This is a genomic window from Pseudarthrobacter sp. MOO14, assembly GCF_058267675.1.
In genome coordinates, this window is the sequence record NZ_CM177849.1 from 1,896,195 (window position 1) to 1,922,278 (window position 26,084).

Annotated in this window: 24 protein-coding genes; 14 read left to right on the forward strand and 10 right to left on the reverse strand. The window is 66.2% G+C overall.

Going from position 1 to position 26,084, the window contains the following annotated elements:
• Positions 1-6: 6 nt before the first annotated feature.
• Entirely contained in the window at positions 7-1,035 is a 1,029-nt protein-coding gene (locus tag AC4EEV_RS08980) for an Lrp/AsnC family transcriptional regulator (protein WP_109045617.1), read from the reverse strand.
• A gap of 130 nt (positions 1,036-1,165) precedes the next feature.
• Here AC4EEV_RS08980 and AC4EEV_RS08985 point away from each other — a divergent pair, with 130 nt between their 5' ends.
• Positions 1,166-2,392 carry a M20 metallopeptidase family protein gene (locus tag AC4EEV_RS08985; protein WP_491330700.1) on the forward strand — a complete coding sequence of 409 codons (1,227 nt, stop codon included), beginning with the start codon at positions 1,166-1,168 and terminating at the stop codon, positions 2,390-2,392.
• A 92-nt stretch (positions 2,393-2,484) separates the two neighbouring features.
• Positions 2,485-3,735: an MFS transporter gene (locus tag AC4EEV_RS08990; RefSeq protein WP_491330701.1), complete on the forward strand. Its 1,251-nt coding sequence runs from the start codon at positions 2,485-2,487 to the stop codon at positions 3,733-3,735.
• Positions 3,736-3,803: 68 nt separating this feature from the next.
• Here AC4EEV_RS08990 and AC4EEV_RS08995 read toward each other — a convergent pair whose 3' ends face one another.
• From AC4EEV_RS08995 to AC4EEV_RS09030, 8 genes are all read right to left on the reverse strand, one after another.
• Complete coding sequence (locus AC4EEV_RS08995; protein WP_491330702.1) at positions 3,804-5,171, reverse strand: NosD domain-containing protein; 1,368 nt, start codon at positions 5,169-5,171, stop codon at positions 3,804-3,806.
• A gap of 20 nt (positions 5,172-5,191) precedes the next feature.
• Entirely contained in the window at positions 5,192-6,136 is a 945-nt protein-coding gene (locus AC4EEV_RS09000) for a carbohydrate kinase family protein (protein ID WP_491330703.1), read from the reverse strand.
• A gap of 13 nt (positions 6,137-6,149) precedes the next feature.
• On the reverse strand, positions 6,150-7,730 hold the full coding sequence (locus AC4EEV_RS09005) for a glycoside hydrolase family 32 protein (RefSeq protein WP_285319645.1): 1,581 nt from the start codon (positions 7,728-7,730) through the stop codon (positions 6,150-6,152).
• Positions 7,731-7,768: 38 nt separating this feature from the next.
• Complete coding sequence (locus AC4EEV_RS09010) at positions 7,769-8,812, reverse strand: LacI family DNA-binding transcriptional regulator (RefSeq protein WP_018760869.1); 1,044 nt, start codon at positions 8,810-8,812, stop codon at positions 7,769-7,771.
• Positions 8,813-8,881: 69 nt separating this feature from the next.
• Positions 8,882-9,832, reverse strand: coding sequence for a carbohydrate ABC transporter permease (locus tag AC4EEV_RS09015; RefSeq protein WP_491330704.1), 951 nt, complete (start codon positions 9,830-9,832; stop codon positions 8,882-8,884).
• The gene (locus AC4EEV_RS09020) at positions 9,832-10,719 is read right to left on the reverse strand and encodes a carbohydrate ABC transporter permease (RefSeq protein WP_026264368.1); all 888 of its coding nucleotides are present in this window, start codon (positions 10,717-10,719) and stop codon (positions 9,832-9,834) included. The genes AC4EEV_RS09015 and AC4EEV_RS09020 overlap by 1 nt, the downstream gene beginning before the upstream one ends.
• 66 nt (positions 10,720-10,785) lie before the next feature.
• Entirely contained in the window at positions 10,786-12,066 is a 1,281-nt protein-coding gene (locus tag AC4EEV_RS09025; RefSeq protein ID WP_491330705.1) for an ABC transporter substrate-binding protein, read from the reverse strand.
• Positions 12,067-12,331: 265 nt separating this feature from the next.
• Positions 12,332-13,192: a hypothetical protein gene (locus AC4EEV_RS09030; RefSeq protein ID WP_491330706.1), complete on the reverse strand. Its 861-nt coding sequence runs from the start codon at positions 13,190-13,192 to the stop codon at positions 12,332-12,334.
• A 191-nt stretch (positions 13,193-13,383) separates the two neighbouring features.
• Between AC4EEV_RS09030 and AC4EEV_RS09035 the strand changes: the two genes are divergently transcribed.
• From AC4EEV_RS09035 to AC4EEV_RS09070, 8 genes are all read left to right on the forward strand, one after another.
• Positions 13,384-14,184, forward strand: coding sequence for a hydroxypyruvate isomerase family protein (locus tag AC4EEV_RS09035; RefSeq protein ID WP_491330707.1), 801 nt, complete (start codon positions 13,384-13,386; stop codon positions 14,182-14,184).
• A gap of 50 nt (positions 14,185-14,234) precedes the next feature.
• Positions 14,235-15,113: a 2-hydroxy-3-oxopropionate reductase gene (locus tag AC4EEV_RS09040; RefSeq protein WP_491330708.1), complete on the forward strand. Its 879-nt coding sequence runs from the start codon at positions 14,235-14,237 to the stop codon at positions 15,111-15,113.
• Positions 15,114-15,271: 158 nt separating this feature from the next.
• Entirely contained in the window at positions 15,272-17,062 is a 1,791-nt protein-coding gene (gcl, locus tag AC4EEV_RS09045) for a glyoxylate carboligase (RefSeq protein WP_491330709.1), read from the forward strand.
• A 2-nt stretch (positions 17,063-17,064) separates the two neighbouring features.
• Positions 17,065-18,258 carry a glycerate kinase gene (locus AC4EEV_RS09050; protein ID WP_491330710.1) on the forward strand — a complete coding sequence of 398 codons (1,194 nt, stop codon included), beginning with the start codon at positions 17,065-17,067 and terminating at the stop codon, positions 18,256-18,258.
• Entirely contained in the window at positions 18,251-19,594 is a 1,344-nt protein-coding gene (allB, locus tag AC4EEV_RS09055) for an allantoinase AllB (RefSeq protein WP_491330711.1), read from the forward strand. Before AC4EEV_RS09050 ends, allB begins: the two co-directional genes overlap by 8 nt.
• A 9-nt stretch (positions 19,595-19,603) precedes the next feature.
• On the forward strand, positions 19,604-20,254 hold the full coding sequence (locus tag AC4EEV_RS09060; RefSeq protein ID WP_018760860.1) for a winged helix-turn-helix domain-containing protein: 651 nt from the start codon (positions 19,604-19,606) through the stop codon (positions 20,252-20,254).
• 79 nt (positions 20,255-20,333) lie between these two features.
• Positions 20,334-20,813, forward strand: coding sequence for a thioredoxin-dependent thiol peroxidase (bcp, locus tag AC4EEV_RS09065; protein ID WP_018760859.1), 480 nt, complete (start codon positions 20,334-20,336; stop codon positions 20,811-20,813).
• Positions 20,814-20,942: 129 nt separating this feature from the next.
• Positions 20,943-21,515, forward strand: a complete 573-nt coding sequence (locus AC4EEV_RS09070; protein WP_018760858.1) for a GNAT family N-acetyltransferase — start codon at positions 20,943-20,945, stop codon at positions 21,513-21,515.
• 201 nt (positions 21,516-21,716) lie between these two features.
• Here AC4EEV_RS09070 and AC4EEV_RS09075 read toward each other — a convergent pair whose 3' ends face one another.
• Positions 21,717-21,998 (reverse strand): hypothetical protein, encoded by a 282-nt coding sequence (locus AC4EEV_RS09075; RefSeq protein ID WP_240617774.1) that lies wholly within the window; start codon positions 21,996-21,998, stop codon positions 21,717-21,719.
• A gap of 257 nt (positions 21,999-22,255) precedes the next feature.
• On the opposite strand from AC4EEV_RS09075, the gene AC4EEV_RS09080 reads away from it, so the two are divergent.
• The 4 genes from AC4EEV_RS09080 to AC4EEV_RS09095 are packed head-to-tail and all read left to right on the forward strand — an operon-like array spanning position 22,256 to position 26,076.
• Positions 22,256-23,371, forward strand: coding sequence for a PP2C family protein-serine/threonine phosphatase (locus AC4EEV_RS09080; RefSeq protein ID WP_285319630.1), 1,116 nt, complete (start codon positions 22,256-22,258; stop codon positions 23,369-23,371).
• Entirely contained in the window at positions 23,368-25,326 is a 1,959-nt protein-coding gene (locus AC4EEV_RS09085) for a glycosyltransferase family 2 protein (protein ID WP_491330712.1), read from the forward strand. Before AC4EEV_RS09080 ends, AC4EEV_RS09085 begins: the two co-directional genes overlap by 4 nt.
• Entirely contained in the window at positions 25,326-25,658 is a 333-nt protein-coding gene (locus AC4EEV_RS09090; RefSeq protein WP_491330713.1) for an STAS domain-containing protein, read from the forward strand. The genes AC4EEV_RS09085 and AC4EEV_RS09090 overlap by 1 nt, the downstream gene beginning before the upstream one ends.
• Positions 25,651-26,076, forward strand: a complete 426-nt coding sequence (locus AC4EEV_RS09095) for an ATP-binding protein (protein WP_018760852.1) — start codon at positions 25,651-25,653, stop codon at positions 26,074-26,076. The genes AC4EEV_RS09090 and AC4EEV_RS09095 overlap by 8 nt, the downstream gene beginning before the upstream one ends.
• Positions 26,077-26,084 lie beyond the last annotated feature (8 nt).

Consider the following 26,084-nt stretch of genomic DNA (forward strand, 5'->3'; position numbering starts at 1 on the left):
GCGCCCTCACTCTGCAGCGCCCAGGCTCGCTTCATGCACCACGGCACCGGTCGCCGTCGTATCTTCCCGCAGCATCCAACCAACCCGCTTGACCGTCCGCAGCATCACCGCGCTTTCGACGATCTCGATGCCGGGCACCTTCTGCTGCAGCGCCAGCTCGGCCGACATGATGTCGGCGAGCGAGTGCAGCCACATGATGATCACGAAGTTGGTGGGTCCTGTGGTTGAGGCACTCAGCCTGACGTTGCTGATGGTCCGGATTTCCGCCGCCGCCGCATCGTGGCCGCCGGCCGGGACGTTGACAAACCATTGGCACGTCACCGGGAACGACGAATAGCGCTGGGCGATTTCGCAGCGGAAGGACAGGATGCCGCTGGCCAGCACCCGGTTCAGCTGGCGCTGCGTCGTGGCCGGGTGGCGGCCCAGCGCGCGGGCAATGTCCGCGGCGGTGGCGCGGCCGTCCCTGGCCAAAAACGGCAGGAGGTCGAGGTGGCTCTCCGGCAGCCGGCCCGCGGCCGGACCCGGTTCGGACATGGGCTGGGTACCGAGCGCCCGGAGTGCAGCCAGCTGAGACCGGCTCAGGACGTTCAGCCTCCAGTCGTCCCCGCTGCTGTGCAGCCGCGTGCAAAGGGCCACCTGGTACTTGGTCAGGCCCTCGATGGCCTTGAGCCTGGAGATGATCTTGGCGCTGAATTCCTCCAGCGAGCGGGTGATGACGGTCAGCATCAGGTCCCGGTTGCTGGCCGCCTCTTCCACGGTGACGATCTCCGGGACGGCTGCCAGCTGGGCTGTGACGCTTTCGCGCCGGGTCATCTCGCAGTCCACCGCAACGTAGGCCAGGAGCATCTGCTTCGGATCCCCGGCAAGGTGGGCAGTAACCCACGATGCGCCGCTCGACGTCAGCCGCTCCCAGCGGGCGGCCAACGTGGTGGGGTGTACGCCGAGGACCTTGGCAGCATCCGCCCAGCCCAGCCGCGGGGAGGCCTGCAGGACCTGGATCAGGGCAAGATCGTCTTCGCTCAGCTCTTCCGACACAGCTCTTCCTTTGCGTGAATCCTGTTCCAAAGCGCGGCTTCGAGCATAATTCCAGCGGTTTCGCTGAGTGTGAACCACGCCACTCCAGAATAGTCCACAAGCCCGAATGCCAATTGCCAAGGAGTGCCACGTGCCCACGACCGCCGACGCCACGGACCTGCAGGAAGAGCTCATCCGCCTGCGCCACGACCTTCACCGCCAACCGGAAATCGGGCTCCAACTCCCCCGCACCCAGGAGAAGGTGCTCCAGGCATTGGACGGACTCCCCCTTGAGATCACGCTGGGCAAGGACACGACGTCGGTCACCGCAGTCCTGCGCGGCGGGCACCCCGGAGGGGAGTCCGTTGGCCCCCGCCCCGCAGTCCTGCTGCGCGCCGACATGGACGGACTGCCGGTGCAGGAGAAGACCGGCGTCGACTTTGCGTCGCAGGCGGACGGGGCCATGCACGCCTGCGGCCACGACCTGCACACTTCCATGCTCGTGGGAGCCGCAACGCTCCTGGCCGACAAGAAGCACCTGCTCGGCGGCGACGTCGTCCTCATGTTCCAGCCGGGCGAGGAAGGGTTCGACGGCGCAAGCTACATGATCCGCGAAGGCGTCCTGGACGCCGCCGGAACCCGCGTCCAGGCAGCCTACGGAATGCACGTGTTCTCCGCACTGGAGCCGCACGGCACCTTTTGCACCAAGCCCGGCGTCATGCTCAGCGCCTCGGACGGGCTGGAAGTCACGGTCCTCGGAGCCGGCGGCCACGGTTCTGCGCCGCATTCGGCCAAGGACCCTGTCACCGTTGCCGCCGAGATGGTGACCGCCTTGCAGGTGATGGTCACCCGGCAGTTCAACATGTTCGATCCCGTGGTCCTGTCAGTGGGCGTGCTGCATGCCGGCACCAAACGGAACGTCATCCCCGAATCGGCCCGCATCGAGGCCACCATCCGGACCTTTTCCGACGCGTCACGCCACAAGATGATGGACACTGTCCCGCGCCTGCTGAAGGGGATCGCGGCAGCACACGGGGTGGAGGTGGGCGTCGACTACCTGCAGGAATACCCCCTCACCATCACCAGCGAGGACGAAACACACACGGCGGAAAAGGTGATCACCGAACTGTTCGGCGAGCGCCGGCTCTCACGCTGGGCAACCCCGCTCAGCGGCTCCGAGGACTTCTCCAGGGTGCTGGCCGAGGTGCCCGGCACCTTCGTGGGCCTCAGCGCCGTGGCCCCCAGCGGCGATCCGGCCACCTCACCGTTCAACCACTCACCGTACGCAACGTTCGACGACGGCGTGCTGGCTGACGGGGCCGCGCTGTACGCGGAACTCGCCATGTCGCGGCTGGGTGCCCTCGCCCCGGCCTCCTAGGCTCCGACACCAGCGCAACCTGCCTTCCCCGAACCCAACCGACCAGGAAGAACACCATGTCCGTCGCAGTAAGCAAGCCCCAGACTGGACGCATGTCCACCGCGAAAACCATCGTTGGCACCGGCATCGGAAACGCCGTTGAGTGGTACGACTGGGCAATCTATGCCACGTTCACCCCCTTCATCGCCAGCCAGCTCTTCAGCAAGGAAGACCCGGCATCGGCCGTGTTGTCCACCCTGGCGATCTTCGCCGTCGGCTTCGTGGCCCGGCCGTTCGGCGGGTTCCTGTTCGGCTGGATCGGCGACCGGGTGGGCCGGAAGACTTCCATGACGCTCGCCGTGGGCCTTGCCTCGCTGGGCAGCCTGATGATCGGTGTTGCGCCAACCTTCGCCAACGTCGGCGCGTTCGCGTCACTCATGCTCCTGGTGGCACGGCTGGTCCAGGGCTTGGCCCACGGCGGGGAGTTGCCGTCGTCGCAAACGTACCTGTCCGAAATGGCACCCAAGGAGCACCGCGGATTCTGGGCCACGCTGATCTACACGTCCGGAACCGTGGGAATCCTGTTCGGCACCCTCCTGGGGGCTGTCCTGAACATGGCGCTGACCACGGAGGCGATGAACGCCTGGGGCTGGCGGATCCCGTTCCTGATCGGCGCGGCCATGGGCCTGTACGCATTGATCATGCGGTCACGGCTGCATGAAACCGAAGCGTTTGAGGGGGCAGCCACGGCCAAGCGGGTTGCGATCTGGCCGCAGATTGTCCGCTACCGCAAGCAGGCGCTGCAGGTGGTCGGCCTGACCGTTGGCCTTACGGTGATCTACTACATCTGGGGTGTGGTGGCGCCAAGCTACGCCACCACGGCGCTGAAGATCGACCGCGGCGAGGCACTCTGGGCAGGCGTGGCCGCCAACATCGTCTTCATCGCGGCGCTGCCGGTCTGGGGCAAGCTCTCAGACCGGATCGGCCGCAAGAAAGTCCTCTGGGCCGGGGCCATCGGCGCAGGGATCATGCACTTCCCGATGACGGCCCTGCTCAAGGACTCCGCCTGGCAGCTGGCGGTGAGCATGTCCGTCATGCTGGTCTTCATCGCCGCCAGCGCAGCGATCGTTCCGGCTGTCTACGCCGAGCTGTTCCCGACGTCGATCCGTACCGTGGGGGTGGGCGTCCCCTACTCCATCTGCGTGGCGGTCTTCGGCGGCACCGCCCCCTACCTGCAACAGTGGCTGGGGTCCTCGCTGGGCGCACCGCAGGTGTTCAACGTCTATGCGGTGCTCCTGCTGGTGATCAGTGCGGCCTTCGTGTTCACCATCCCCGAAACCAAGGGCAAGGACCTGACGCACTAGAACCCCGGCGGAAGGTCCCCGGTGGCCGGTACCGGCACCGGGGACCTTGTGCTGCACCGGTCGTTTCCCTACTGGCCCGCCGGCCCCGTAACAGCCCGGACACCTACTGACGGGGTTGCCCTGACAGCGTTGGCTGCCCTGTCGGCGGCCACCTGGGCTTCGGTTCCGGAGTCAAGGATCGTATTGCGGGTGGATCCGGCATCGACCTGTACGGCCGTGACGGCGAGCCCGTCGGCAGCGTCCGTGGCCAGGAGGGCGTCCACCTGCGCCTCAAAGCAGGAGTCGCTCGAGGTGGCATTGACGTCGAGGGCAACCACATGGTTGTTGGAGACGAAGTTGGCTGACCCTTCCACCAGCCGAATGATCACCGGCGTGGCGCCCTCCGGCCGGATGGTCTGCGAATCGATGACTTCGGAGAAATGGTTGCCGATAATCGAATTGTTGTTGCCACTGACGGACAGCAGCCCGTGGAGGTCATCCAGCCCGTTGCCGATCCCCAGGAAAGGCGTCCAGGGCTCGTGGTCGCGCAGGAAATGGTTGGTGGCCACAAGGTTCTCGGAACTGCCTTCCGCCAGGACCACCATCCCGGGGTAGAAGGAATGCAGCCGGTTGTTGCTCACGCTTGACCGCGTGACCGCCCTGAGGTGGACGCTGCTCGCACCCCGGGGAAAGACGTTGTTGGCAGTGACCAACAGTCCGCCGTGGTTCTCGGCATAGATTGAATAGCCCTTGAAGCCGGCTCCCACCAGGTTGTCCGTGATCTTCGATGCCTGTCCCCAGCCGCGCAGTTCGATGCAGCTTCCGCATTCAGCGATGAAGTTGTCGTGGATGGACAGTGCGTCCGCGTTGTGAATGGTCAGTGCGTTCTCGAGATAGACGAACCCCATGCCGTTGATGCGGAACGAATCGTTGGCGCTCGCCACGTAGATGCCGGTTTTGCCGTTGACGTAGGTGTTCTCCGGGTGAAGGCCCGAACCGTCCTGAACGAAGTGCAGGCCGTCGATGCAGAAATTGGAGAACTCCACGGAGCTGATCCGCGGGCTGCCGTCCCGCTTTATGAGGAAGGCGGCTCCCGCTGCGTCCCCTGCCTCACCACCGGAAACGAGGTCCACGAGGATCCGGCTGCCTCCCGGCCACAGTTCGTGCAGGTCGGGCCATTCGCCTTCGGGAACATTGAATCGGATGCTCGATGACGTGAAGCCGTGTCCCGAACCTTGGATCTTGAGGAAGCTGACGTCGATCACCACTTGGGTACGGAGCCGGTAGTCTCCGGGCGGCAGGTAGATCGCCGCGCCCGGCTTTCCGCCGTGGTCCACATCGGTGGCGGTCTGCCGTTCCTTGACGTCCGCGATGATGCTGTTGATGACTTCCCCGACGTCCTGGGCCGGGTTTCCGATGGGCCACGCCGTCACGTCGTAGTAGTTGCTGCTGGACATAGCTTCTTTCCTTGGTGTTCTCACTGGTTCGCCGGCTGGTGTTGAGGCGCGTCTGACTGCAGTTCATCCAATGTTGGCGGTTGGGCACCGGGGCGGCCAACCGTGATGGCGGCGGCCTTTGACGCCATCCGTCCCAGCGCTTCGAGGACTGACGGCGCCAGTCCGTCTGCGCCGCGCATCAGGAGCCCGTAGATCAGGGCGGACATATAGGAGTCGCCGGCCCCGATGGTGTCAGCCACCGCGGCGGTGGCCGGGGGAACCAGCACTTGGGCGTCCCGTGTTGCCAGCATGGAGCCGTCCGATCCCTTGGTGATGGCGACAAGCCCGGCGCCCAAGGCCAGGAGATGGCGTGACACTTCCTCCAGTGGCCGCCGCGGATAGAGCCAGTGGGCGTCCTCGTCGCTGAGCTTGACCACTTCGGTGAACGGGATGAGTTCCTCGAAGGTGGTCTTCGCCTGGACGTGGCTGCCGAGCAGAGCGGGGCGGATGTTGGGGTCGTAGGTCACAACGCAGCGCCGGTGTGATTGCTCAAGGAGGTCCCGGACTGCTGCCGCCCCCGGCGCCAGGAAGGAGGCGATGGAACCGGTGTGCAGGATTTTGGGCAGCGTGGCAGGCGCCGTTCGTGGCAGGTCCCAGTGGATGTCGAAGTTATACCGGGCTGATCCATCCGCAGCCAGGACGGCGGTGGCGGTAGCGCTCGTGCCCGGCCGCCTGGAACCGGGCAGTAGGCCTACGCCGGCGCTTCGAAGGTGTTCTTCGATGGCCGTTGCATGGCGGTCCACGCCGATCGAGGTGAGGAGTGCGGTATCGACGCCCAGGCGGCCGAGTCCGTAGGCGACGTTTGCCGGTGATCCGCCCGGATGTTCAGCCGTGCCGTGGGCTGAGGCGACAATGTCCACCAAGGCTTCACCGACCACGATCACGTCCGGACCGGAACCACCGTGGAGGTGCGGGGCTGTTGACATTCTGGACCCTTCCTTAGGTAAGTGATGAAACCGCGAGGTGCAGCACGGTTGCCTGGCCCCCGTCGGCCGAGAGCCAGGTCTGCAGGTGCCCGGCGCCAGGGAAGACGAGGTCGGTCATCACCACCTTGCCCCCCTGTGCAAAGACCTCCACGGAGCAGTGGTCGACGACGATCTGCAGCTTGAGGACACCGTCTTCCAGGACCAGCGGGGCTGATTCGACCGAGGCGAACTTGGCATGGAAGCCGGTGTCGCCTGAGTGCCGGCGGTCAAGGCTGAGCCGGGCGCTGGCTGTGTCGTAGCTCAGGACGGCGCCCGTCGTCCGGTCGCTGCTGCAGAAGATCCGGACCTCGATCCGGTCAGCACCGCCAGGGGCAAGCTCGGCCTCGATGAACTGGGCGGCGCCGGGGATTGCGTCCGGCAGCCGCAGGCCTGCGGCGTTCAGCTCACGCAATCCCGCGTCCGTCAGCTCTGTGGCACGCGGGAGCCTTCCCTCCTGGCCTCGCCCTGCCAGGACTGGTTGCTGGACCAGGCGGGCGGAGCCGTTGACCGTGGCGAGCCGCAATTCGCGGGCCAGGGTCATGGACGACCGCCAGGGTGCGGTGGGCAGTTCGTTGGCGTAATCCCAGTTGTTCATCCAGCCGATGACGATGCGGCGGCCGTCCGGGGCGTTGCTGAAGGAGACAGAGGCGTAGCAGTCGCGTCCCCAGTCAAGCCAGAGGCATTCCCGCAGCGCCGCCGCAGCCTCCGAAGGGTCCGGGACGGTACGCAGCCCGGCCGGAGCCACGAGGGAACCTGCGTCCGGAACGAACCGGGCGCCGTCGAACTGGCCCACGAAGTACTGGCCGCCGGACCCCCCTGCCACTGCGCCGGGGTTGACGTTGACGATCAGGACCCATTTGGTGTTGCCCGGATCCCCGTCCACAGCGAGGGGAAAGAGATCGGGGCACTCCCAGTCACCGGCGTCGGCGTTGGCCGGGCCGAAATCGCTCAGGAAATCCCACGACTTGAGGTCGTCCGAACGGTAGAAGACCACCTGCTGGTGATGCGCTTCGACCGCGACCATGACCCAGTACGAGCCCTGGTCCCCTTGGTAGCGGAACACCTTGGGATCCCTGAAGTTCGCCGAATTCCTGGTGAGGACAGGGTTTCCGTCGTATTTCTGCCACGTCATGCCGCCGTCGGTGCTGTACGCAAGGGACTGGGCCTGCGTGCCGTTCAATTCTGAGGCGGCTTTGAAGGCACTGGTGTAGATGGCCACGAGTGCGGGCTGCTCCGCAGAGCCAAAGCCGGCCGTGTTGCCGTCGTCCACCACGACGCTGCCGGAGAAAATGTCCTCCTCGTCGTCGCAGGCGATGGCAACCGGGTGTTCAGTCCAGTGCAGCAGATCGGTAGAGGTGGCGTGGCCCCAGGACATGTTGCCCCAGACGTTGCCGAACGGATTGTTCTGGAAGAAGAGGTGGTACTTGCCGTCGTGGAACACCAGGCCGTTGGGATCGTTCAGCCAAGTGTCCCTCGCCGTGAAATGGATGGCTGGACGAAACCTGGCGGTTCCGGCCGGTGTTTCCGGGCGTGCGGCATCAAGGAAGGTGGACATGTTGGTGCGGTCCTCCGGGAAGTGGAAGGGTTGGCTGCTCAGTGGCGTGGGGCCGCGATGGAATCGCGGCGTACCAGCGGGCAGCCCAGGATGGTCGGATGCAGTGCCATGAGGGAAAGGTCCGTCTTCCCCTCGACGGCGTCAATCAGGTGTTCGGTTGCCCAGGCGCCCATCTCGTAATGGGGCAGTGCGACGGTGCTGAGGCCCGGGTGCAGGTTCGCGGCGATGAGTTCCTGGTCATCAAAGCCCACCACGGAGAGGTCGGACGGGATGGAAAGTCCCAGCTCCGCGGCGGCCCGGTAGGCGCCCATCGCCATGCGGTCGTTGTAGCAGAAGAGCCCGGTGGGGCGGTCGTCGCGGGCCAGGATGCGCAGGGCCGCTTCGTAACCGCCCTGGACCTCCGAGGCCGCCGCCTCCACGGGCGCCGTGCCGCCATCGAGCCCTGCCTCATCGAGTGCGGCCCGGAAGGCGTGGAGCCGTTGCCGTGTCGCCGGGACATCGTCGGTGTTGTTGAGGAAGCCCACACGCGTGTGGCCGGCCTCGAGGAGCGCACCCACAGCCGCGCGTGCGCCACCTTCTTCGTCCGGAATCACGGCTGTGATGTTGCCGTCCGTGGCCACCGAGTCAACCAGGATGGAGGGCACGCTGCCCAGGTTCGCCGGCAGCTTCACGGTGCGGTGGTACATGGTGGCGTAGAGGATCCCGTCCACCCGGCGCTCCAGGAGGGCCTCAACATCGGCCTGCCTCGATTCGAGGCTGGCGGAACCGGAGGTGTTGATGATCATGAGGTTGTACCCCCGGGCCTTCGCGGCCTCATCGGCACCCAGGATGATCCGGCCGGCGTGGGGCGTGGTGGCGATATCCTCGCTCACCAGCCCCAGCATCCCGGTCCGCTGGGTCCGGAGGGCCTGCGCAAGCCGGTTGGGGCCATAACCCAGCTGCTCGGCGGCGGACCGGACCTTGTCCCTGGTTTCGGGGCTGATCCGGGCATAGGACACCTCGTTGAGGACGTGGGAAACAGTCGTCACGGACACGCCGGCGGCTACGGCCACGTCCTTGATCCCGATGTTCCTGTTACTCATCTGCGTCCCACGTCCTTATGGTTGGTGATGCCCCTGGGGGTTACCAGTAGGCTACTCGTTGCTGGTGGTCTAACCCTTGACGGCGCCGAGCGTCATGCCCGCCACGATCTTGCGCTGCAGCAGCAGGGTCAAAAGGATGACCGGGATGGAGTAGACGGCGGCCAAAGCCGTCATGGAACCCCAGTCCAGGCCAAATTGGGTCTGGAAGTTCGCGATGACCACGGGCGTTGTCTGGGAACGGATGGCCGTCATCAACAGGGCGAAAAGGAACTCGTTCCAGGACGCCAGGAAGGCGAAGATCGCGGTGACGGCGACACCGCCGGACACCACGGGGATCACCACCCGCCACAACGCGCCCAGCCTGCTGCAGCCATCCACGGTGGCAGCTTCTTCCAGGTCTTTGGGCACCGCCTCGAAGAAGCTGGACATGAGCCAGATCGAGAGCGGCAGCGAGATGGTGGTGTGCGCGATGGACAGGGCGATGGGGGTATCGGCAAGGCCCATTGACGCCATCATGGACGCCAGCGGGATGCCGATGGCCACCGGGGGCACCATCCGGGTCACCAGCGCGGCCATGATGAAGATCCGGCCGCTAAGGGTCTTGTACCGGGTGATGCCATAGGCCGCCGGTACCGCCAGCACAAGGGAAAGCAGCGTGCTGATCACCGCGGTCTGGATGCTGTTGATGAACGAGGCCGGGACTCCGTTCCGGCCCAGGGCATTGGCGTAGTTCTCCAGGGTCCACTCCCTGGGGAGGAACGTGGGTGGAACCGCAATGGTGTCGATGGGGGTCTTGAACGACGTGAACAGCAGATACAGGAAGGGGAAGCCGTACAGCACCATGGCCGCCGCGAGCAGGATCCAGAGCAGGGTGCGGGTCCCTCGCCTGCCGGCTTCCAGTCCTTCCCGGTTGACGCCGCGCCGTTTGCGGGGCTGGACGGTGCCGGTCTGCGCCGAAGGTGCCGGCGCCGCCTTGTGCCGCGTTCCGCCGTCGTACGTGGTTCGTTCTGCGGTGCTCATCAGGTGTCCTTTCCGGGCCGCCAGATGGTGGCCACCGCGAAGAATGCGATGGCGAGCATCGCCAGCAGGTAGATGGTGCCCATGGCACTGGCCAGGCCCGGATCGCCAAAGCGGATCATGGTGCGGTAGATCAACAGGCTCATGGTCTCGGAGGCCGACTGCGGGCCGCCGTTGGTCTGGATGAGGATGGTGTCGAAGGCCCGGGCAGCGTCAATGCCCCGGACCACGAGAGCCACGGCGATGACCGGCCGGAGGAGGGGAAGGATGATCCGGAACAGGAGCGCGGGGGCGCGGGCACCGTCCAGCCGGGCCGCCTCGATGAGGTCCCCCGGAATGTTTTGCAGTCCGGCGAAGAGCACCAGGCACATGAACGACGTGGTGAGCCAGATGTCCGGGATCGCCACCGAAAAGAGCACGATGTTTGGGTCCGACAGCCAGCCGATCTGGTTGGGGTCGGAGAGGATGCCGGCTTGGTGCAGGAGGGTGCCAATGAGCCCGAAGTTGTCGATCATCAGGAACTTCCACAGCAGGCCGGCCACGATCGGGGCGATCATGAGCGGATACATGAATACGGTCCGCCAAATCTGGGAGCTCCTGCCCAGCATGGTGAAGAGCAGTGCCATGCCAAGGCCAAGTGCGAATTCGAGCGTGACCACAACCAGCGTGTAGGCCAGCGTCCGCCATCCGGCGCCGGTAAAGGCCTCGGAGGCGAAGGCCCGGACGTAGTTGTCAAGGCCCACAAATTCGCGGGGGCCGCCGGCGATCGGGGAGATCTTGAAAAAGCTGTCCGCGACAAGGCGGAACAGCGGGAAGGCAACAAAAACTGCCAGGAACAGCGCCGCTGGTGTCATCAGGAACAATGCGAAGCGGCGATCGGAGATACGCACGGTTTTCTCTTCCGCTGGTTGGGGCCGCGGCCGGCGCCGGTAGTTCAGGCGCCGGCCGCGGGGGTCTTACTTAAGGAGATCCTCGATCTGCTTCTTGGCATCGGCGAGGAGGGTTGCGGAGTCACCACCGGCAACAGCCTTCTGAAGCATGGGAACCAGAACGGTGTCCACGATCTGCTGCCACTTCTCGGTAGCAGGTCGCGTGGCAGTGGCCTTGCCGTTGAGGGTTTCAATCAGTGGCTTGAAGCTCTCGTAGCCGGGCATGTCCTGGTACTTCTCGAAGGCAGAGATGCGCGCGGCCAGGCCCAGGTTGGATTCGATGCCTTTGTCGTTGTAGTCGTAGGCGCACTTCACGAATTTCTTGGCGGCGTCCGCGTTTTTGGTGGCCTTCGGGACGGTCAGGTACCAGGGTCCGGGGACGCCGCCGATGCCGGCCGAGCCGGCGATCATCGGGGCAGCGCCAACCTTGCCTGCAACCGGGGAGTCCTTGGGGATCTGGCGGTAGGCGTGGGCCCAGAACCGGGTCATGGCGGTCTTGCCCTGGTTGAACAGGTTTTGCGCGGCAGCCCAGTCCACCTGGGCGGCCCCGGACGGGGCGTCCTTGACCAGGCTGGTGTAGAAGTCCAGGGCTTCCTTGTGGGCGGCGTTGTCGATGACCACCTTGTTGTTAGCGTCCAGCACCATGGGCGAGCCGGCCTGCAGCACGTGGGCGAGCCACTCGGTTTCCACGCCGCCCTTCACGTCCGTACCGAACATGCCGTCCTTGGTGAAGAACGCGGAAATGTCCTGGTACTGCTTCCAGGTGGTGGGAGCCGCCAGGTCGTAACCGTACTTCGCTTTGAAATCGGCCTTGTTCTTGGCATCTTCGAAAAGATCCTTGCGGTAAAGGATGATCTCGGCGTTCGTCCAGGCGGGCATGCCGATGAAGTGGCCGTCAACGTTGGCTTCCTTCACCAACGCCGGGAAGATATCCTTCTTGGCTTCATCGGTAAAGAGTTCGTCGATGGGCTGGACCGCGTCCTTGAAGCTGGGGAGCCAGACTGAGTCCAGGGCGGCGACGTCGAAGGAGACGTTGCCGGAGGAAAATTCGCTGGAGAGCCGGTTGAACATACCGTCATAGGGCAGTTCGACGAAGTTGACGTCGACGCCGGCTTCCTTCTTGCACTGTTCGGCGACGCCGGTCAGCTCTGCGTGGCCGCCGGCTTCGACCAGGACGTTGACCGTGTTGGTGCCGGCACTTCCCGACGTGGCGGCCGGGCCCCCTGCGCCGCACCCGGAGGCGACCAGGGCGACAGCGGTGCAGATGCCGCCGATGGCGAGCCTGTTGATGAATTTACGAGTGGACATCGCTGTCGACTCACTTTCTCTCGAACGGAATGGTGAGAATGAGCTTGGGGTGAAAAATCGTTTTGCCAAAACGACTTGGCAACACTGTAGGACCCCACTCCGTGGAGTGTCAAGTGTCACACCAGCTGGAAATTCGGCCATTGACGCAGCTCGGGATCCGGACCTGGTGTGGTTCTCACTGGCGAGAAGAATCGTTTTGGCGTGCGTTGGCAGGTCGGCTGCAGCGCACGTCAACTACCAAAGACGCGCCCACATGGAAGCTCCGTCAGGCAGCGACCGGCAACACGAGGAGGTACCCGGCCGGCAGTCCGCTGCTCCAGCGCCGCGGCTCGCGAATCACGAACTGCGTCGCCAGCTGCTCGGGACTGAGCAGGCTGTTGGGCGCCGGCGATGGCCCCCACTGCGTGCTGCCGTAGGGATAGAGGGGATCAAGGACGTGGATGCCCGTGACGGAGAAGTCGGCGAACTGCCGGGGGTCGCCCAGCGACTCAACGCCGCTCATCACCCAAGCGTGGCGGCCACTCCACATGACCAGCCCCACCGGCCTTCCCGTCTCGGCCATGGCGCGCGCGGCAGTGCGGAGCGCCTCGCCATAGTCCGGGATGCTGACCACCCGATACGGACCCATTCCCGATTCGGTCAGCACTTGCGCCCAGCCATAGGGGTTGGCGCCATTGAACGAGTCGGACGAGCGGGCGCGGGCCATCTCCCACAAATCGCTTTGCTGCGCCCTGTCAGCCCAGCCGCTTCCCCCGGTGTCGTCGATGAGGTTATGGGCCATCTGGATGCTCGCGGCAACACACCAGTCGAAGGTGTACTGGGGAACGAAGTCACCCTCCCGGTACAGGTTCAGGGCGAAGGGCTGCGGAGCCGGTGCGGGCGGAGCCGGGGTCGGCTCGGCAGCCGGTGAAGAACCAGGCGTCGATGCCGTCGCGGGCGCAGGCGGCGGAGTCAGGGCGTCGCCGGCCTCCGCCACCGCCAGGCCGGCAGACGCCGTTCCGGATGGTGCAGCCGTTGACACAGGCTCCGTAGCCGCCTCCGGAAGGCCCGTCGTCGGCGTGCAGGCCGTAAGGAATCCGGCCAGGGCGACCACCCAAGCCAAAACGCGCAGGCGGGCACCGGCCATGATCGATTGACTCCATCCCTGAGGAGCGGGCTTACCTCCCTCCAGTGTCCTGCCCATGGCGCCCCTTGACTACCCCACCCCAGGATCCCTACACTTTTCGTAAAGCAGAATCTAAATTCCACAAAGCGGAAACGGTGAAGACCGGGAAGCAAGGGAAGATAGATCAAAGCCCCTCCTCGGAAGGACCTACGATGACGTACACAGTGAACTGCTCCATCCTCCTTACGGAGCTGCCCCTGCTCGAGCGCCCGGCGGCCGCCAAGGCAGCCGGCTTCGACGCCGTCGAATTCTGGTGGCCCTTCCAAACCTCCGTCCCGGCCGACAGCGAGATCACGAAGTTCGAGAACGCCATCACGGATGCCGGCGTCCAGCTCACCGGCCTGAACTTCAACGCCGGCAACATGCCCGCCGGTGACCGCGGCCTGGTTTCCTGGAAGGGACGCTGCTCCGAGTTCAAGGACAACATCGACGTCGTCACCGCCATCGGCGAACGCCTGGGCTGCAAGGCCTTCAACGCCCTCTACGGCAACCGGCAGGACGAATTCGCCCCTGAGGAGCAGGACGAGCTCGCCGTCAAGAACCTGGCGGCGGCAGCCCAAGGAGTCGCCCGGATCGGCGGCACCGTCCTCCTCGAACCGGTCAGCGGCGCACCCAAATACCCGCTCCTCACCGCCAACGACGCACTCAACGTCATCTCCCGCGTCAAGGAAGAGACCGGCGCCGGGAACATCAAGCTCCTCGCCGACTTCTACCACCTGGCCGTCAACGGCGACGACGTCGAATCCGTCATCGAAAAGCACGCCAAGGACTTCGGCCACATCCAAATCGCTGACAACCCCGGCCGTGGCGCCCCGGGCACCGGCACCCTCCCCTTGGGGGAATGGATCGCCCGCAGCCGCGAACTCGGATACCAGGGGTACATCGGCCTCGAGTACAAGGAACCACAGGAAACCGCCTTCAGCTGGGCCATCCGCGAACACGTCGCCCGGTAACCACCGCCGCACACACGCAAGACCCTCAAGACTTCAGAAAGAGAACCATCATGAGCAACGTAGCAGTCATCGGACTCGGAATCATGGGCCTCCCCATGGCCATCAACCTGGTCAAGGCCGGCCACTCCGTCACCGGTTTCAACCGCAGCCAGGACAAGATTGACAAACTGGTCTCCGAGGGCGGCACGGGCGCCTCGAGCATCGCGGACGCCGTCAAGGATGCCGACGTCGTCATCACCATGGTGCCGGACTCCCCCGACGTTGAAGGTGTGGTCAGCGGCAAGGACGGCGTCTTCGCCAACGCCAAGCCGGGCGCCCTGTGGATCGACGCCTCCAGCATCCGTCCCGACGTCGCCGTCCGCCTCGCCGCAGACGCCAAGGAAGCCGGCATCCGCCCCCTCGACGCCCCGGTCTCCGGCGGCGAACAGGGCGCCATCGACGCCGTCCTCTCCATCATGGTGGGCGGCGACAAGGCAGACTTCGACGACGCCCAGGACGTCCTGAACGCCGTCGGCAAGACCATCGTGCACGTGGGACCCTCCGGCTCCGGCCAGACCGTCAAAGCTGCAAACCAGCTGATCGTCGCGGTCAACATCGAGGTCCTCGGCGAAGCCATCGCCTTCCTCGAGGCCTACGGCGTGGACACCGACGCCGCCCTCAAGGTCCTCGGCGGCGGCCTGGCCAGCTCCAAGGTCCTGGAGCAGAAGGGCCAGAAGATGCTGGACCGCAACTTCGACCCCGGCTTCCGCCTGGCCCTGCACCACAAGGACCTGGGCATCGTCACCTCCGCCGCCCGCGAAGCCAACGTGGCCATCCCGCTCGGCGCCATCGCCGCCCAGCTCGTCGCCGCCACCGTCAACCAGGGCGACGGTGCACTGGACCACTCCGGACTCTTCAAGCAGGTCCTCCAGCTCAGCGGCCGGAAGTAGCCACTCCCCGCGCAGCCGGGACAAAAAGCGCGGAAACAAGCACTTAAGCGGGGAGCCCGCCGTCGTGGATTACGACGGCGGTCCCCCCACCACACCCAAAAACAGGTTTCGACAGGCTCAACCACCGGGCCCGACCACAAGCTTTCAAGGAGCACCCCATGAGCAAGATGCGTACCGTTGATGCAGCGGTAGCCATCCTGGAAAAGGAAGGCGCCATCGAGGCGTTCGGCCTGCCAGGCGCTGCCATCAACCCCTTCTACTCGGCCATGCGCGCCCACGGCGGCATCCGCCACACCCTGGCCCGCCACGTCGAAGGTGCCAGCCACATGGCCGACGGCTTCAGCCGCGCCAAGGACGGCAACATCGGCATCTGCATCGGCACCTCCGGCCCCGCCGGCACCGACATGGTCACCGGCCTCTACGCCGCCTGGGCCGACTCCATCCCCATGCTCTGCATCACCGGCCAGGCACCCGTGGCCAAGCTGCACAAGGAAGACTTCCAGGCCGTGGACATCGAGTCCATCGCCAAGCCCGTCACCAAGATGGCCATGACCATCCTGGAGCCCGGCCAGGTTCCGGGCGCCTTTCAGAAGGCCTTCCAGCTGATGCGCTCCGGCCGGCCCGGCCCGGTTCTCCTGGACTTGCCCATCGACGTGCAAATGGCCGAGATCGAGTTCGACATCGATACCTACGAGCCGCTGCCTGTCGAGAAGCCGAAGGCCTCCCGCAAGCAGCTGGAAAAGGCCCTGGACATGCTCCTCGCCGCCAAGCACCCGCTGATCGTGGCCGGCGGCGGCATCATCAACGCCGGCGCCTCCGCGCAGCTGGTGGAACTGGCGGAAACCCTGAATGTGCCGGTCATCCCCACCCTGATGGGCTGGGGCACCATTCCGGATGACCACCAGCTGATGGCCGGCATGGTGGGCCTGCAGACCAGCCACCGCTACGGCAACGAGAACTACCTGCAGAGCGACTTCGTGATCGGCATCGGCAACCGCTGGGCCAACCGCCACACCGGCGGCCTGGAAACCTACACCGCCGGCCGCACGTTCGTGCACATCGACATCGAACCCACCCAGATCGGCCGCGTATTCTCCCCCGACCTGGGCATCGCGTCCGACGCCGGTGCGGCGCTGGCCGGGCTGGTTGAGCTCGCCAAGGAGCGCAAGGCCGCCGGGTCCCTGCCGGACTACAGCGCCTGGGTTGCCGAGTGCCAGGACCGCAAGGCCTCCCTGCACCGCAAGACGCACTTCGAGAACATCCCCATCAAGCCGCAGCGCGTGTACGAGGAGATGAACAAGTCTTTCGGCCGCGACACCGTCTACGTATCCACCATCGGGCTTTCGCAGATCGCCGGCGCGCAGATGCTGCACGTGTTCGGCCCGCGCAAGTGGATCAACGCCGGCCAGGCAGGGCCCCTGGGCTGGACCGCCCCGGCAGCCCTCGGCGTCGCCCGTTCCAACCCGGAGCAGACCGTGGTGGCCCTGTCCGGCGACTACGACTTCCAGTTCATGATCGAGGAACTGGCCGTGGGCGCGCAGTTCAACCTCCCGTACATCCACGTGGTGGTGAACAACTCCTACCTGGGCCTGATCCGCCAGTCGCAGCGCGGCTTCAACATGGAGCAGAACGTCTCCCTGGCGTTCGAGAACATCAACAGCGCGCACCTTTCCGAGGACACCCGCGGCTACGGCGTGGACCACCTCAAGGTGGCCGAAGGACTGGGCTGCAAGGCTGTCCGTGTGGAGGATCCCAGCGACCTCGCCGCCGCATTCGACAAGGCCAAGGCTTTGATGGGCGAGTTCCAGGTTCCCGTGGTGGTGGAAGTGATCCTGGAGAAGGTCACCAACATCTCCATGGGCGTGGAAATCAACGCCGTGAACGAGTTCGAGGAACTGGCAGAGTCCGCCGCTGACGCCCCCACCGCCATCCTGGCACTGCAGGCGTAACCATGCGCGTGGTTATTGCCCCGGACAAATTCAAGGGATCCCTCTCCGCGCCGGACGTGTGTGCCCACCTTGCGAAGGGCCTGCAGCGAGGCGCAGGCGGCAACCTTGACGTCGTCCGGATTCCGGTGGCCGACGGCGGCGAGGGCACCCTCGACGCCGCCGTCGGCTCCGGCTTCACCCGCCGCACGGCAACGGTCACCGGCCCCACCGGCCAGCCGGTGGAAGCGGACTTCGCCGTCCGTGGGCACGAAGCGGTCATCGAAATGGCCACCGCATCCGGACTCGCCCTGGTGCCGCGGACCAGCAAGGGCGGCAGGCCGGACTCGGCAGCAGCCACCGCGGCGACGTCCCTGGGAACCGGGCAGCTGATCCGGGCAGCCTTGGACGCCGGCTGCCGCCGCATCGTGCTGGGCGTTGGGGGCAGCGCGAATACCGACGGCGGCGCGGGACTCCTGCAGGGGCTCGGCGCCCGGTTCCTGGACAGCAGGAACAACGAACTCCCACCCGGCGGTGCGGCGCTCGCCAACCTGCACAGCATCGATTTCACCCACTTTGAACCGCGCTTGGTGGACACCCGCTTCGTGCTGGCATCCGACGTCGACAACCCCCTGCTGGGCGCCCAGGGCGCCGCGGCGGTCTTCGGCCCGCAAAAGGGTGCCACACCACAAGACGTCGGCATGCTCGACGCCGCCCTGGCCAGGTTTGTCGAAGTCCTGGCCAGGGAAATCGGATTCCGCGCCGTCAAGGCCGCAGAGGCTCCCGGAGCCGGGGCGGCCGGCGGCGTGGGCTACGCCGCCATCGCCGTCCTGGCCGCAACGCGGCGGCCGGGCATCGACGTCGTCCTCGAATTCACGGGACTGGCGGACCGCCTGGCCGGCGCCGACCTGGTCATTACCGGCGAGGGCAGCCTGGACGAACAAAGCCTGCTCGGCAAGACCCCCATGGGTGTTGCCCGGGCCGCGGCGGCGCAAGGCGTTCCGGTCGTCGCCGTCTGCGGCCGGACCACCCTGGACCACGGGCAGGCGTCGGCCGCAGGATTCGACGATGTTTACGCTTTGACGGCGCTCGAATCAGATGTAAACAGGTGCATAGCAGAGGCCGGGCCGCTGCTGGAGCAGCTGGGCACCCAAATCAGTGCGGGGCTGGCGGCCAACAGGCCTGCCACCGCAAGTACCAAGGAGGACCTCCGTGTCTGAAGAACGTTTTGACCTCGTCATCCGGGGCCGGCGCATCCTGACCACCGCCGGGATTGCCCCACGCGAGGTGGGCGTCCGCAACGGCAGGATCGTGGCCCTCGAACCGCTCGGCAACGGCCTTGCCGGCGCCGAAGTCATCGAACTGGCTGATGACGAAACGCTGCTCCCGGGCCTGGTGGACACGCACGTCCACGTCAACGAGCCCGGCCGCACCGAATGGGAGGGCTTCGCGTCCGCCACCCGGGCCGCGGCAGCCGGCGGGGTGACCACCATCATCGACATGCCGCTGAACTCCGTCCCGCCCACCACCACGGTGGAAAACCTCAAGCTCAAGCGCGAGGTGGCCGAGGACCAGGCGTTCATCGACGTCGGATTCTGGGGTGGCGCCATCCCCGGCAACAAGGCCGACCTGCGCCCCCTGCACGATGAGGGCGTCTTCGGCTTCAAGTGCTTCCTCCTGCACTCCGGCGTGGACGAGTTCCCGCACCTGGACGCGGACGAGATGGAAGAGGACATGGCCGAGCTGAAGTCCTTCGACTCGGTCATGATCGTCCATGCCGAGGACTCGCACGCCATCGACCGTGCCCCGCACCCCGGCGGCGACCACTACTCCACCTTCCTGGCCTCCCGCCCGCGCGGCGCCGAGAACAAGGCCATCGCGGAAGTCATCGAACGGGCCCGCTGGACGGGCGCCCGGGCACACATCCTGCACCTGTCGTCGTCGGACGCACTGCCCATGATCGCCTCCGCTAAGCGCGACGGCGTCAAGCTCACCGTGGAGACGTGCCCGCACTACCTGACCCTGATGGCGGAGGAAATCCCGGACGGCGCCACCGCCTATAAGTGCTGCCCGCCCATCCGCGAGGCCTCCAACCGCGAGCTGCTCTGGGAGGGGCTGCAGGACGGCACCATCGACTGCATCGTCTCTGACCACTCCCCCTCCACCCTGGACCTGAAGGACCTGGAGAACGGCGACTTCGCCGTCGCCTGGGGCGGCGTCTCCTCGCTGCAGCTGGGCCTGTCCCTGATCTGGACCGAGGCGCGGCAGCGCGGCATCCCGCTGGAGCAGGTAGTGTCCTGGATGGCTGAAAAGCCCGCCAACCTGGCCCGCCTCGGCAACAAGGGCCAGCTGGCCCTTGGCTACGACGCCGACTTCGCTGTCTTCGCCCCGGACGAGGCTTTCGTGGTGGACGTCTCCAAGCTCAAGCACAAGAACCCCATCACTCCCTATGACGGCAAGGCCCTGTCCGGCGTGGTCCGCAAGACCTTCCTCCGCGGCGCCGTGGTGGACGGCCAGACCCCCACGGGCAAGCTGATCCGCCGCGGCGGCGTATAAGGACCGGCCATGGCAGTGGAAGCCCATCATCCGCGGCCGGCTGCCGCGCACCAGGTTCCAGCCAGGCGGGCCACCGCTTACGGGCTGGCCCTGTGGGTGGTTCCAGCTGAGGGCGCGAGCCCGGAACTCCTGCGCCACGCCGCCCGCATGGTCCTCGCCAAAGCCCTGCAAACTGCTCCGGAGGCGGAAGTCCATTGGCCTGCCGCCGGAGCCCCCACGTCCGCCGCGGAGGGAGCCGCAAACCACTCCTCCCGCACTCCCTCCGCGGCGGAGGACCCGTGCCCGGCACAGCCGGGGGACGACGACGGCACCCTGCTCCCGCCGTCGGCCGGGCCCGTCAGCCGGGTGGCCGTTGACCTCGCGGCCGATGCCGTCCTGCTGGACGGGACGCCGGTGGCCCTCACCGGCGTCGAATACAAGGTGCTGCACTACCTGGTGACCCACCTGTCCCGCACGGTAGGCCGGGAGGAACTGCAACAGTTCCTGGAGTCCCTGGCCTTTCCCGGCGCCACTGCACGGTCCATCGACGTGTACGTGGGGAGGATCCGCAGGAAACTGGGCAATGCCCGCCATGCCGTGGCCACCGTTCGCGGCGGCGGCTACCAGTTTGTTGCCGGTCCGCACGCAACCGTTCGGGGTCCGGCGGAATACTGCATATGACGCAGGAGTTGTATCACCAAGCGGCAAACCGCTTCACTGGATGTTTGGCCATCACTGACCAGTCTTACAAAGGAACGCCATGAGCCCCACCCTGACCACCAAGCTTCAGCCCGGCACGCCGGCTCCTGAGTTCACCCTCCGGGACGCCCAAGGCCGGGAGACCTCGTTGGCCGATTACCGTGGCAAGAACGTCATCGTGTACTTCTACCCCAAAGCCGCCACTCCCGGCTGCACCACCGAGGCCTGCGACTTCCGCGACAGCCTGTCCTCCCTGCAGGGCAAGGGCTACGAGGTTGTCGGCGTCTCCCCCGACGCCCAGGAGGCCCTGGCCGGCTTCACCGGTGATTTCTCCCTGACCTTCCCCCTGCTCTCAGACCCCGACCACACTGTCGCCCTGGCCTACGGAGCCTGGGGCGAGAAGCTGGTCAACGGCGAAATCCACGAAGGAATCGTCCGCTCCACCGTAGTGGTGGACCCCGAAGGCAAGGTCACCCTGGCCCAATACCAGGTGCAGGCCGACGGGCACGTCGCCCGCCTGAAGGAAGCCCTCGGCATCTAGACCTGCCTCCGCTTCCCGCAGCTGTTTCCCGAACGCCCCTGCACGTGGTGCAAGGGCGTTCGGCGTTCCCGGGACGGCACTTCCCCGGGTGCGTTGCCTGCGGCCGGCAGCCGGTGGAAGGATGGCGGGATGGCCATCGAGGTACGCCCGGCAACGGTTTTCGAGGACGTCAGGACCATGGTGGGGCCCAAGCGCCCTGACGCGACGGTCTGCTGGTGCCTGAGCTACCGGATCCCGTCCCAGCAGAACGTCGCGCTGCGCGCTGAGGAACGTGGCGCGCTGGTTAAGGAATTGGTGGCCCAGGACCCGCCGCCGGGGGTCCTGGCGTACGACGGCGGCGAGGTGGTTGGATGGGCCGCGGTCCACCCCCGTGCGGACACCAGCTTCGCCCGGAACCGGAAAATTCCGCACGTGGACGGACTGGACGCCTGGTCCGTGTGGTGCCTGCGAGTCCGTCCCGGACACCGCGGCAAGGGCATCTCGCACGTCCTCCTGGCCGGGGCGGTGGAAATGGCCCGCTCCTACGGGGCGCCCGCCATTGAGGGGTATCCGGTGGACAACGGCGGCAGCAAAGTGGACCTCACCATGGCCTACGTGGGCACCCGCAAACTCTTCGAAGACGCCGGGTTCGCCAAGGCCGCGGAAACGGACTCGGTGCTCAATGGCTTCCCTCGTGTCCTGATGAGGCTGGCGCTGCCCTGAACCTTCCCGGCCCGGGACCCGGAAGTGGCAGGTGCTACTTGCGGCGCCAGTACTTCCCCCAGTCAACCTCCATGGCCCACAACGCCAACAACAGCGCGTCCATGGTCATGAGTCCCGCCAAAAGGTACGCCCAGCCTGCCAACACGCCCACTGCAATCTCCTGACTATCCCCAGCCAATCGATTGCTGCTAAGTCTGGCACCTACAGCGCCGCTAAGGAATGCCCGCTTCCCGCAGTCTTTAAGAGATTCGCGAACCTGCTGTGGGCCTCGGTCTCCACCTTGAGCCGCCGGGTCAGCTTCTCCACGTGCCGGGACATCTCCTCCCCCACGGGGAGGCGGTCGCCGGGCCAGCTCGAAACTTCCCGCGATTCGGCGAGCGCCTGCTCCAGGTCCTTGGCCGCGGCCCGCACTTTCCGTGCGTGGAAGTACAGGCGGATCAGGGCCCTGGCCTTGTCCGCCCCTCTGTTCCTGACGTCTTCCATGGGCTTCCCCGCCTTCCGCAAGCTGTACAGTCTCCGCGCGGTCGTCGTCGTATCCTGATGCCCGGAAGCTGCTGCGTTCCTTCGAGTGTGCGCGGGCTTCCTCAACGTCTCGGCAAGCAGGTGCCAAGATTTCCGCAAGATCTGCTGGGTGCCCCGCGGCTGGGCGGAAGGACCGGAAACCGCCCTGTCAGCCAAGTCACCGGAAACTGTGAAGCATAAGACATGCCCTGTGCGGCTTAATACGGTTAAGTAGAGCTATGGTCTCTCCCTCCGAATCCCGCCGTGCGGTGGTCATCGAAGATGACCCGGACATTCGCGGCCTGCTGGTCCGTGTCCTGGCGAAGCAGGGCTTCGATGTCACCCACGCCGGAGCCGGCCTGCCGGGGGTGGAAGAAGTCCGCCTCCGCAAGCCCGATCTGGTGACCCTGGACCTGAACCTCCCCGACCTCGATGGTCTGGAAGTGTGCAAACTCCTGCGCGAATTCTCCGACGCATTCATCGTGATGCTCACGGCACGGGCCGACGAACTGGACAAGCTGACAGGCCTGGACAACGGCGCCGATGAATACATCAGCAAGCCGTTCAGCCCACGGGAGCTGCAGTCCCGCATCAACGCACTGTTCCGGCGCCGGCCCTCCGCTGCCGCCGAATCCGCGGCCCGGGGCGAGCTGGAACGCGCCACCGAGGTACAGCAGAGCCTGCTGCCCAAGGAGGACATCCGGATGGACGGCTATGACGTGGCCGGCATCTTCCGCCCCTCGCGCAACGTGGGCGGCGACTTTTACGACTGGTACCAGACGCCCGAAGGTCTCCACCTGACGTTCGCGGACGCCATGGGCAAGGGGATGGGCGCCGCCCTGATCGCGGCCACCGTCCGGGCCGTCATGCGCTCCACCGGCCAGCAGCAGGACCTCGACGCCGGTTTCGCCTCCGCCAGTAAGGCGATCGCCACGGACCTGGATTCCTCAAACTCATTCGTGACCCTGTTCCATGCCCGGCTCGACGCATCCTCCGGAAAGGTCAGCTACGTCGACGCCGGACACGGCCTGGCGCTGCACGTCCAGCCCGTCGGGCCTGCGGCACGCCTTCCTTCCGGCGGACCACCGGTGGGCGCATGGCCCGGGACACAGTGGCCGCATGCGGAACTGGAGCTGGCCCCCGGGGACACCCTGGTGGTGGTCAGTGACGGCGTCCTGGACGTCTTCGCATCGGTGGAGGACTTCACCGACGCCGTCCGGGCGGCCACGCAGTCCGCCGGCTCCGCGCATGAGGCCAGCAACGCCATCCTGGCCCTGGCGCCGGCCGACACCGCGGAGGATGACGTCACTGTGGTTGTGGTCCGTCGGCTGCCCGCAGAGGACGCGGCCGCATGACCCGTTTCTGGACCCGCCTGGTGGTGGTCCTCACCGTCCTGACAGGCCTGAACTACATCGCCTGGCGCTGGATGTCCTCCCTGAACTGGGACGCGTGGTGGATCGCGCTGCCGCTGGTGGCCGCGGAAACCTACAGCCTCATCGACGTCATGCTCTTCGGGATGACCGTGTGGAACCTGAAGATCCGCAAGGGCGCCCCCAAACCGCCCCATGACGCCACCGTGGACGTCTTCATCACCACGTACAACGAGGACCTGGACATGGTCCTGACCACGGCGCTGGCGGCCCAGAAGATCCGCCACCCGCACAGCACCTGGATCCTGGACGACGGCGCCCGGCCCGAGCTCAAGGCCCTGTGCGAACAGCACGGCCTGGGCTACGTCACCCGCAGCGAGGACTGGACCAAGGACCTCCCCCGCCATGCCAAGGCAGGAAACCTCAACAACGCGCTGATGGTCACCGACGGCGAATTCCTGCTGATCCTGGATGCGGACCAGATCCCCGAACCGGACATCCTGGAAAAGACCCTGGGCTACTTCAACAACCGGCGCGTGGCCCTGGTCCAGACTCCCCAGTACTTCAGCAACGTCCCGGCCAGCGACCCCCTGGGCAGCCAGGCGCCCCTGTTCTACGGCCCCATCCAGCAAGGCAAGGACGGCTGGAACGCCGCGTTCTTCTGCGGCTCCAACGCGATCCTCCGCCGCGAAGCCCTGATGCAGCTGGGCTTGGTGGGCTACGTCAAGGAAACCGAAAAGAGCATCCGCCGCGCCCTGGCCGCATCGCGCGCAGCCATCCGGCAGGCCCGCAAGTCCACTGATATCGACTCGCCGTTGGTGGCCGAGGTGCTGGACGAGGTGGAGGCCGCCACCCGGGAAGCCCAGCAGGAAGTGGACGCCGGCCAGCCCCTGGCCGAAGTCACCTACCGGGTACGCCGCCGGGTGGACGCCGCGGTGCAGACCCTGGTCCAGGCCGACGTCGCGGCGCTGCAAGCAGACCTCGAAGAGATCGCCGCCATGGAGCTTGCGCACGTGGGTGAGTCCGGCGTGCCCGTGGTGGCGGACGACGCTGTCCAGCGCATGTCCGCCCGCGACTGGTCGCCGCTGGGCGCGCTGGAATCTGTCCAGGCCGTGCTGGACGCCCTGACCGTGGAGCGGACCGGCGAGGCCCAGCCTGTCATGCCGCTGGCCACCATTTCCGTGACCGAGGACATGGCCACCGCCATGCGCATGCACGCGATGGGCTGGGAGAGCGTCTACCACCACGAAATCCTGGCCTATGGCCTGGCGCCGGAGGACCTGAAAACCATGCTCACCCAGCGGCTGCGCTGGGCGCAGGGAACCATCCAGGTGCTGCTCCGTGAAAACCCGCTGGTGCAGAAGGGCCTGAAGCTGGGCCAGCGCCTGATGTACTTCGCCACCATGTGGACGTACCTGAGCGGGTTCGCAGCCGTCATCTACTTCGCCGCCCCCATCATCTACCTGCTGCTGGGCATCCTGCCGGTGAGCAGCCTGAGCTGGGACTTCTTCATCCGGTTCATCCCGTTCATGGTGGTCAACCAGCTGCTGTTCGCGGTGGCCGGCCGTGGCATCCCCACCTGGCGCGGCCAGCAGTACAGCCTTGCCTTGTTCCCCACGTGGATCAAGGCATGCACGACGGCGGCGCGCAACGTATGGTTCGGCCGTCCCCTCGGGTTTGCGGTCACCCCCAAGGCGCGCCAAAGCGGCGGACCCAGCTGGAGCCTGATCCGGCCCCAGATCGTGGTGTCCGTCCTGCTGGCCGTCGCCGCCGTCGTCGGCATCATCCGCCTGGCCACCGGGCTGGCGGAACCGCTGGGCACCCTGGTCAATGTCATCTGGGTGGTCTTTGACCTGGTGGTCATGAGCATCCTGGTCCGCGCCGTGCTCTACAAGGGGTACGAACCGGCCGCAGAACCTGCAACAAGAGAGGAATCCTGATGGAGTTCAGTTATGAGGTCAAGGACTCATACGCGGAGGTCAAAGCGGACGGACGGCTGAACATGGTCTCCGCCCCGAAGCTGCGCGAGTTCGTCACCGACGTGATCGCCGGTGGGTCGAACCGGATCGTGGTCAACCTGGAGAACACGGCGTTCATGGACTCCTCGGGCCTTGGCGCGCTGATCGGGTGCCTGAAGGCGGCACGGCAGGCAGGCGGCGACCTCCGGATCGCCGCGGTGCAGCCGCAGGTGAACATGGTCCTGAAGCTGACCAGCATGGACAAGGTCCTCACGGCGTACACCACGGCCGAAGATGCGTTCGGCAATGACTGAGGTCCTGGCCTCGCGCAGCTTCCGGGGGGCGGCCGCCGAGGATGCCATCGAAGCGGTCCACAACGACCTCGACAGCCTGTGGCTGGATGTTCCATTCGTCAACGACATGGACCAGATGACGTTCACCACCGCGGTCATCGAATCTGCGTCCAACATCGTCCAGCACGCCCAGCCCGCCGGTGAACGGGACGTGGAGCTGGGCGTGGAAACCACCGTGCAGCCCGCGCTGCTGCAGGCCCGCGTCAGTGCCTATTACGCCAAGCCGCCGTTCGGTCCGATGGAGGCTTCCACCCCGGACGAGGACGCCGAATCAGGGCGGGGCCTGGCGCTGATCGAAGCGTTGGTTACCACCGTGACGTTTGAACGCCAGGACGGCACCAACACGTGGGTGCTGTCCCGGACGTCCTCCCAGGACTAGGTTCGGGG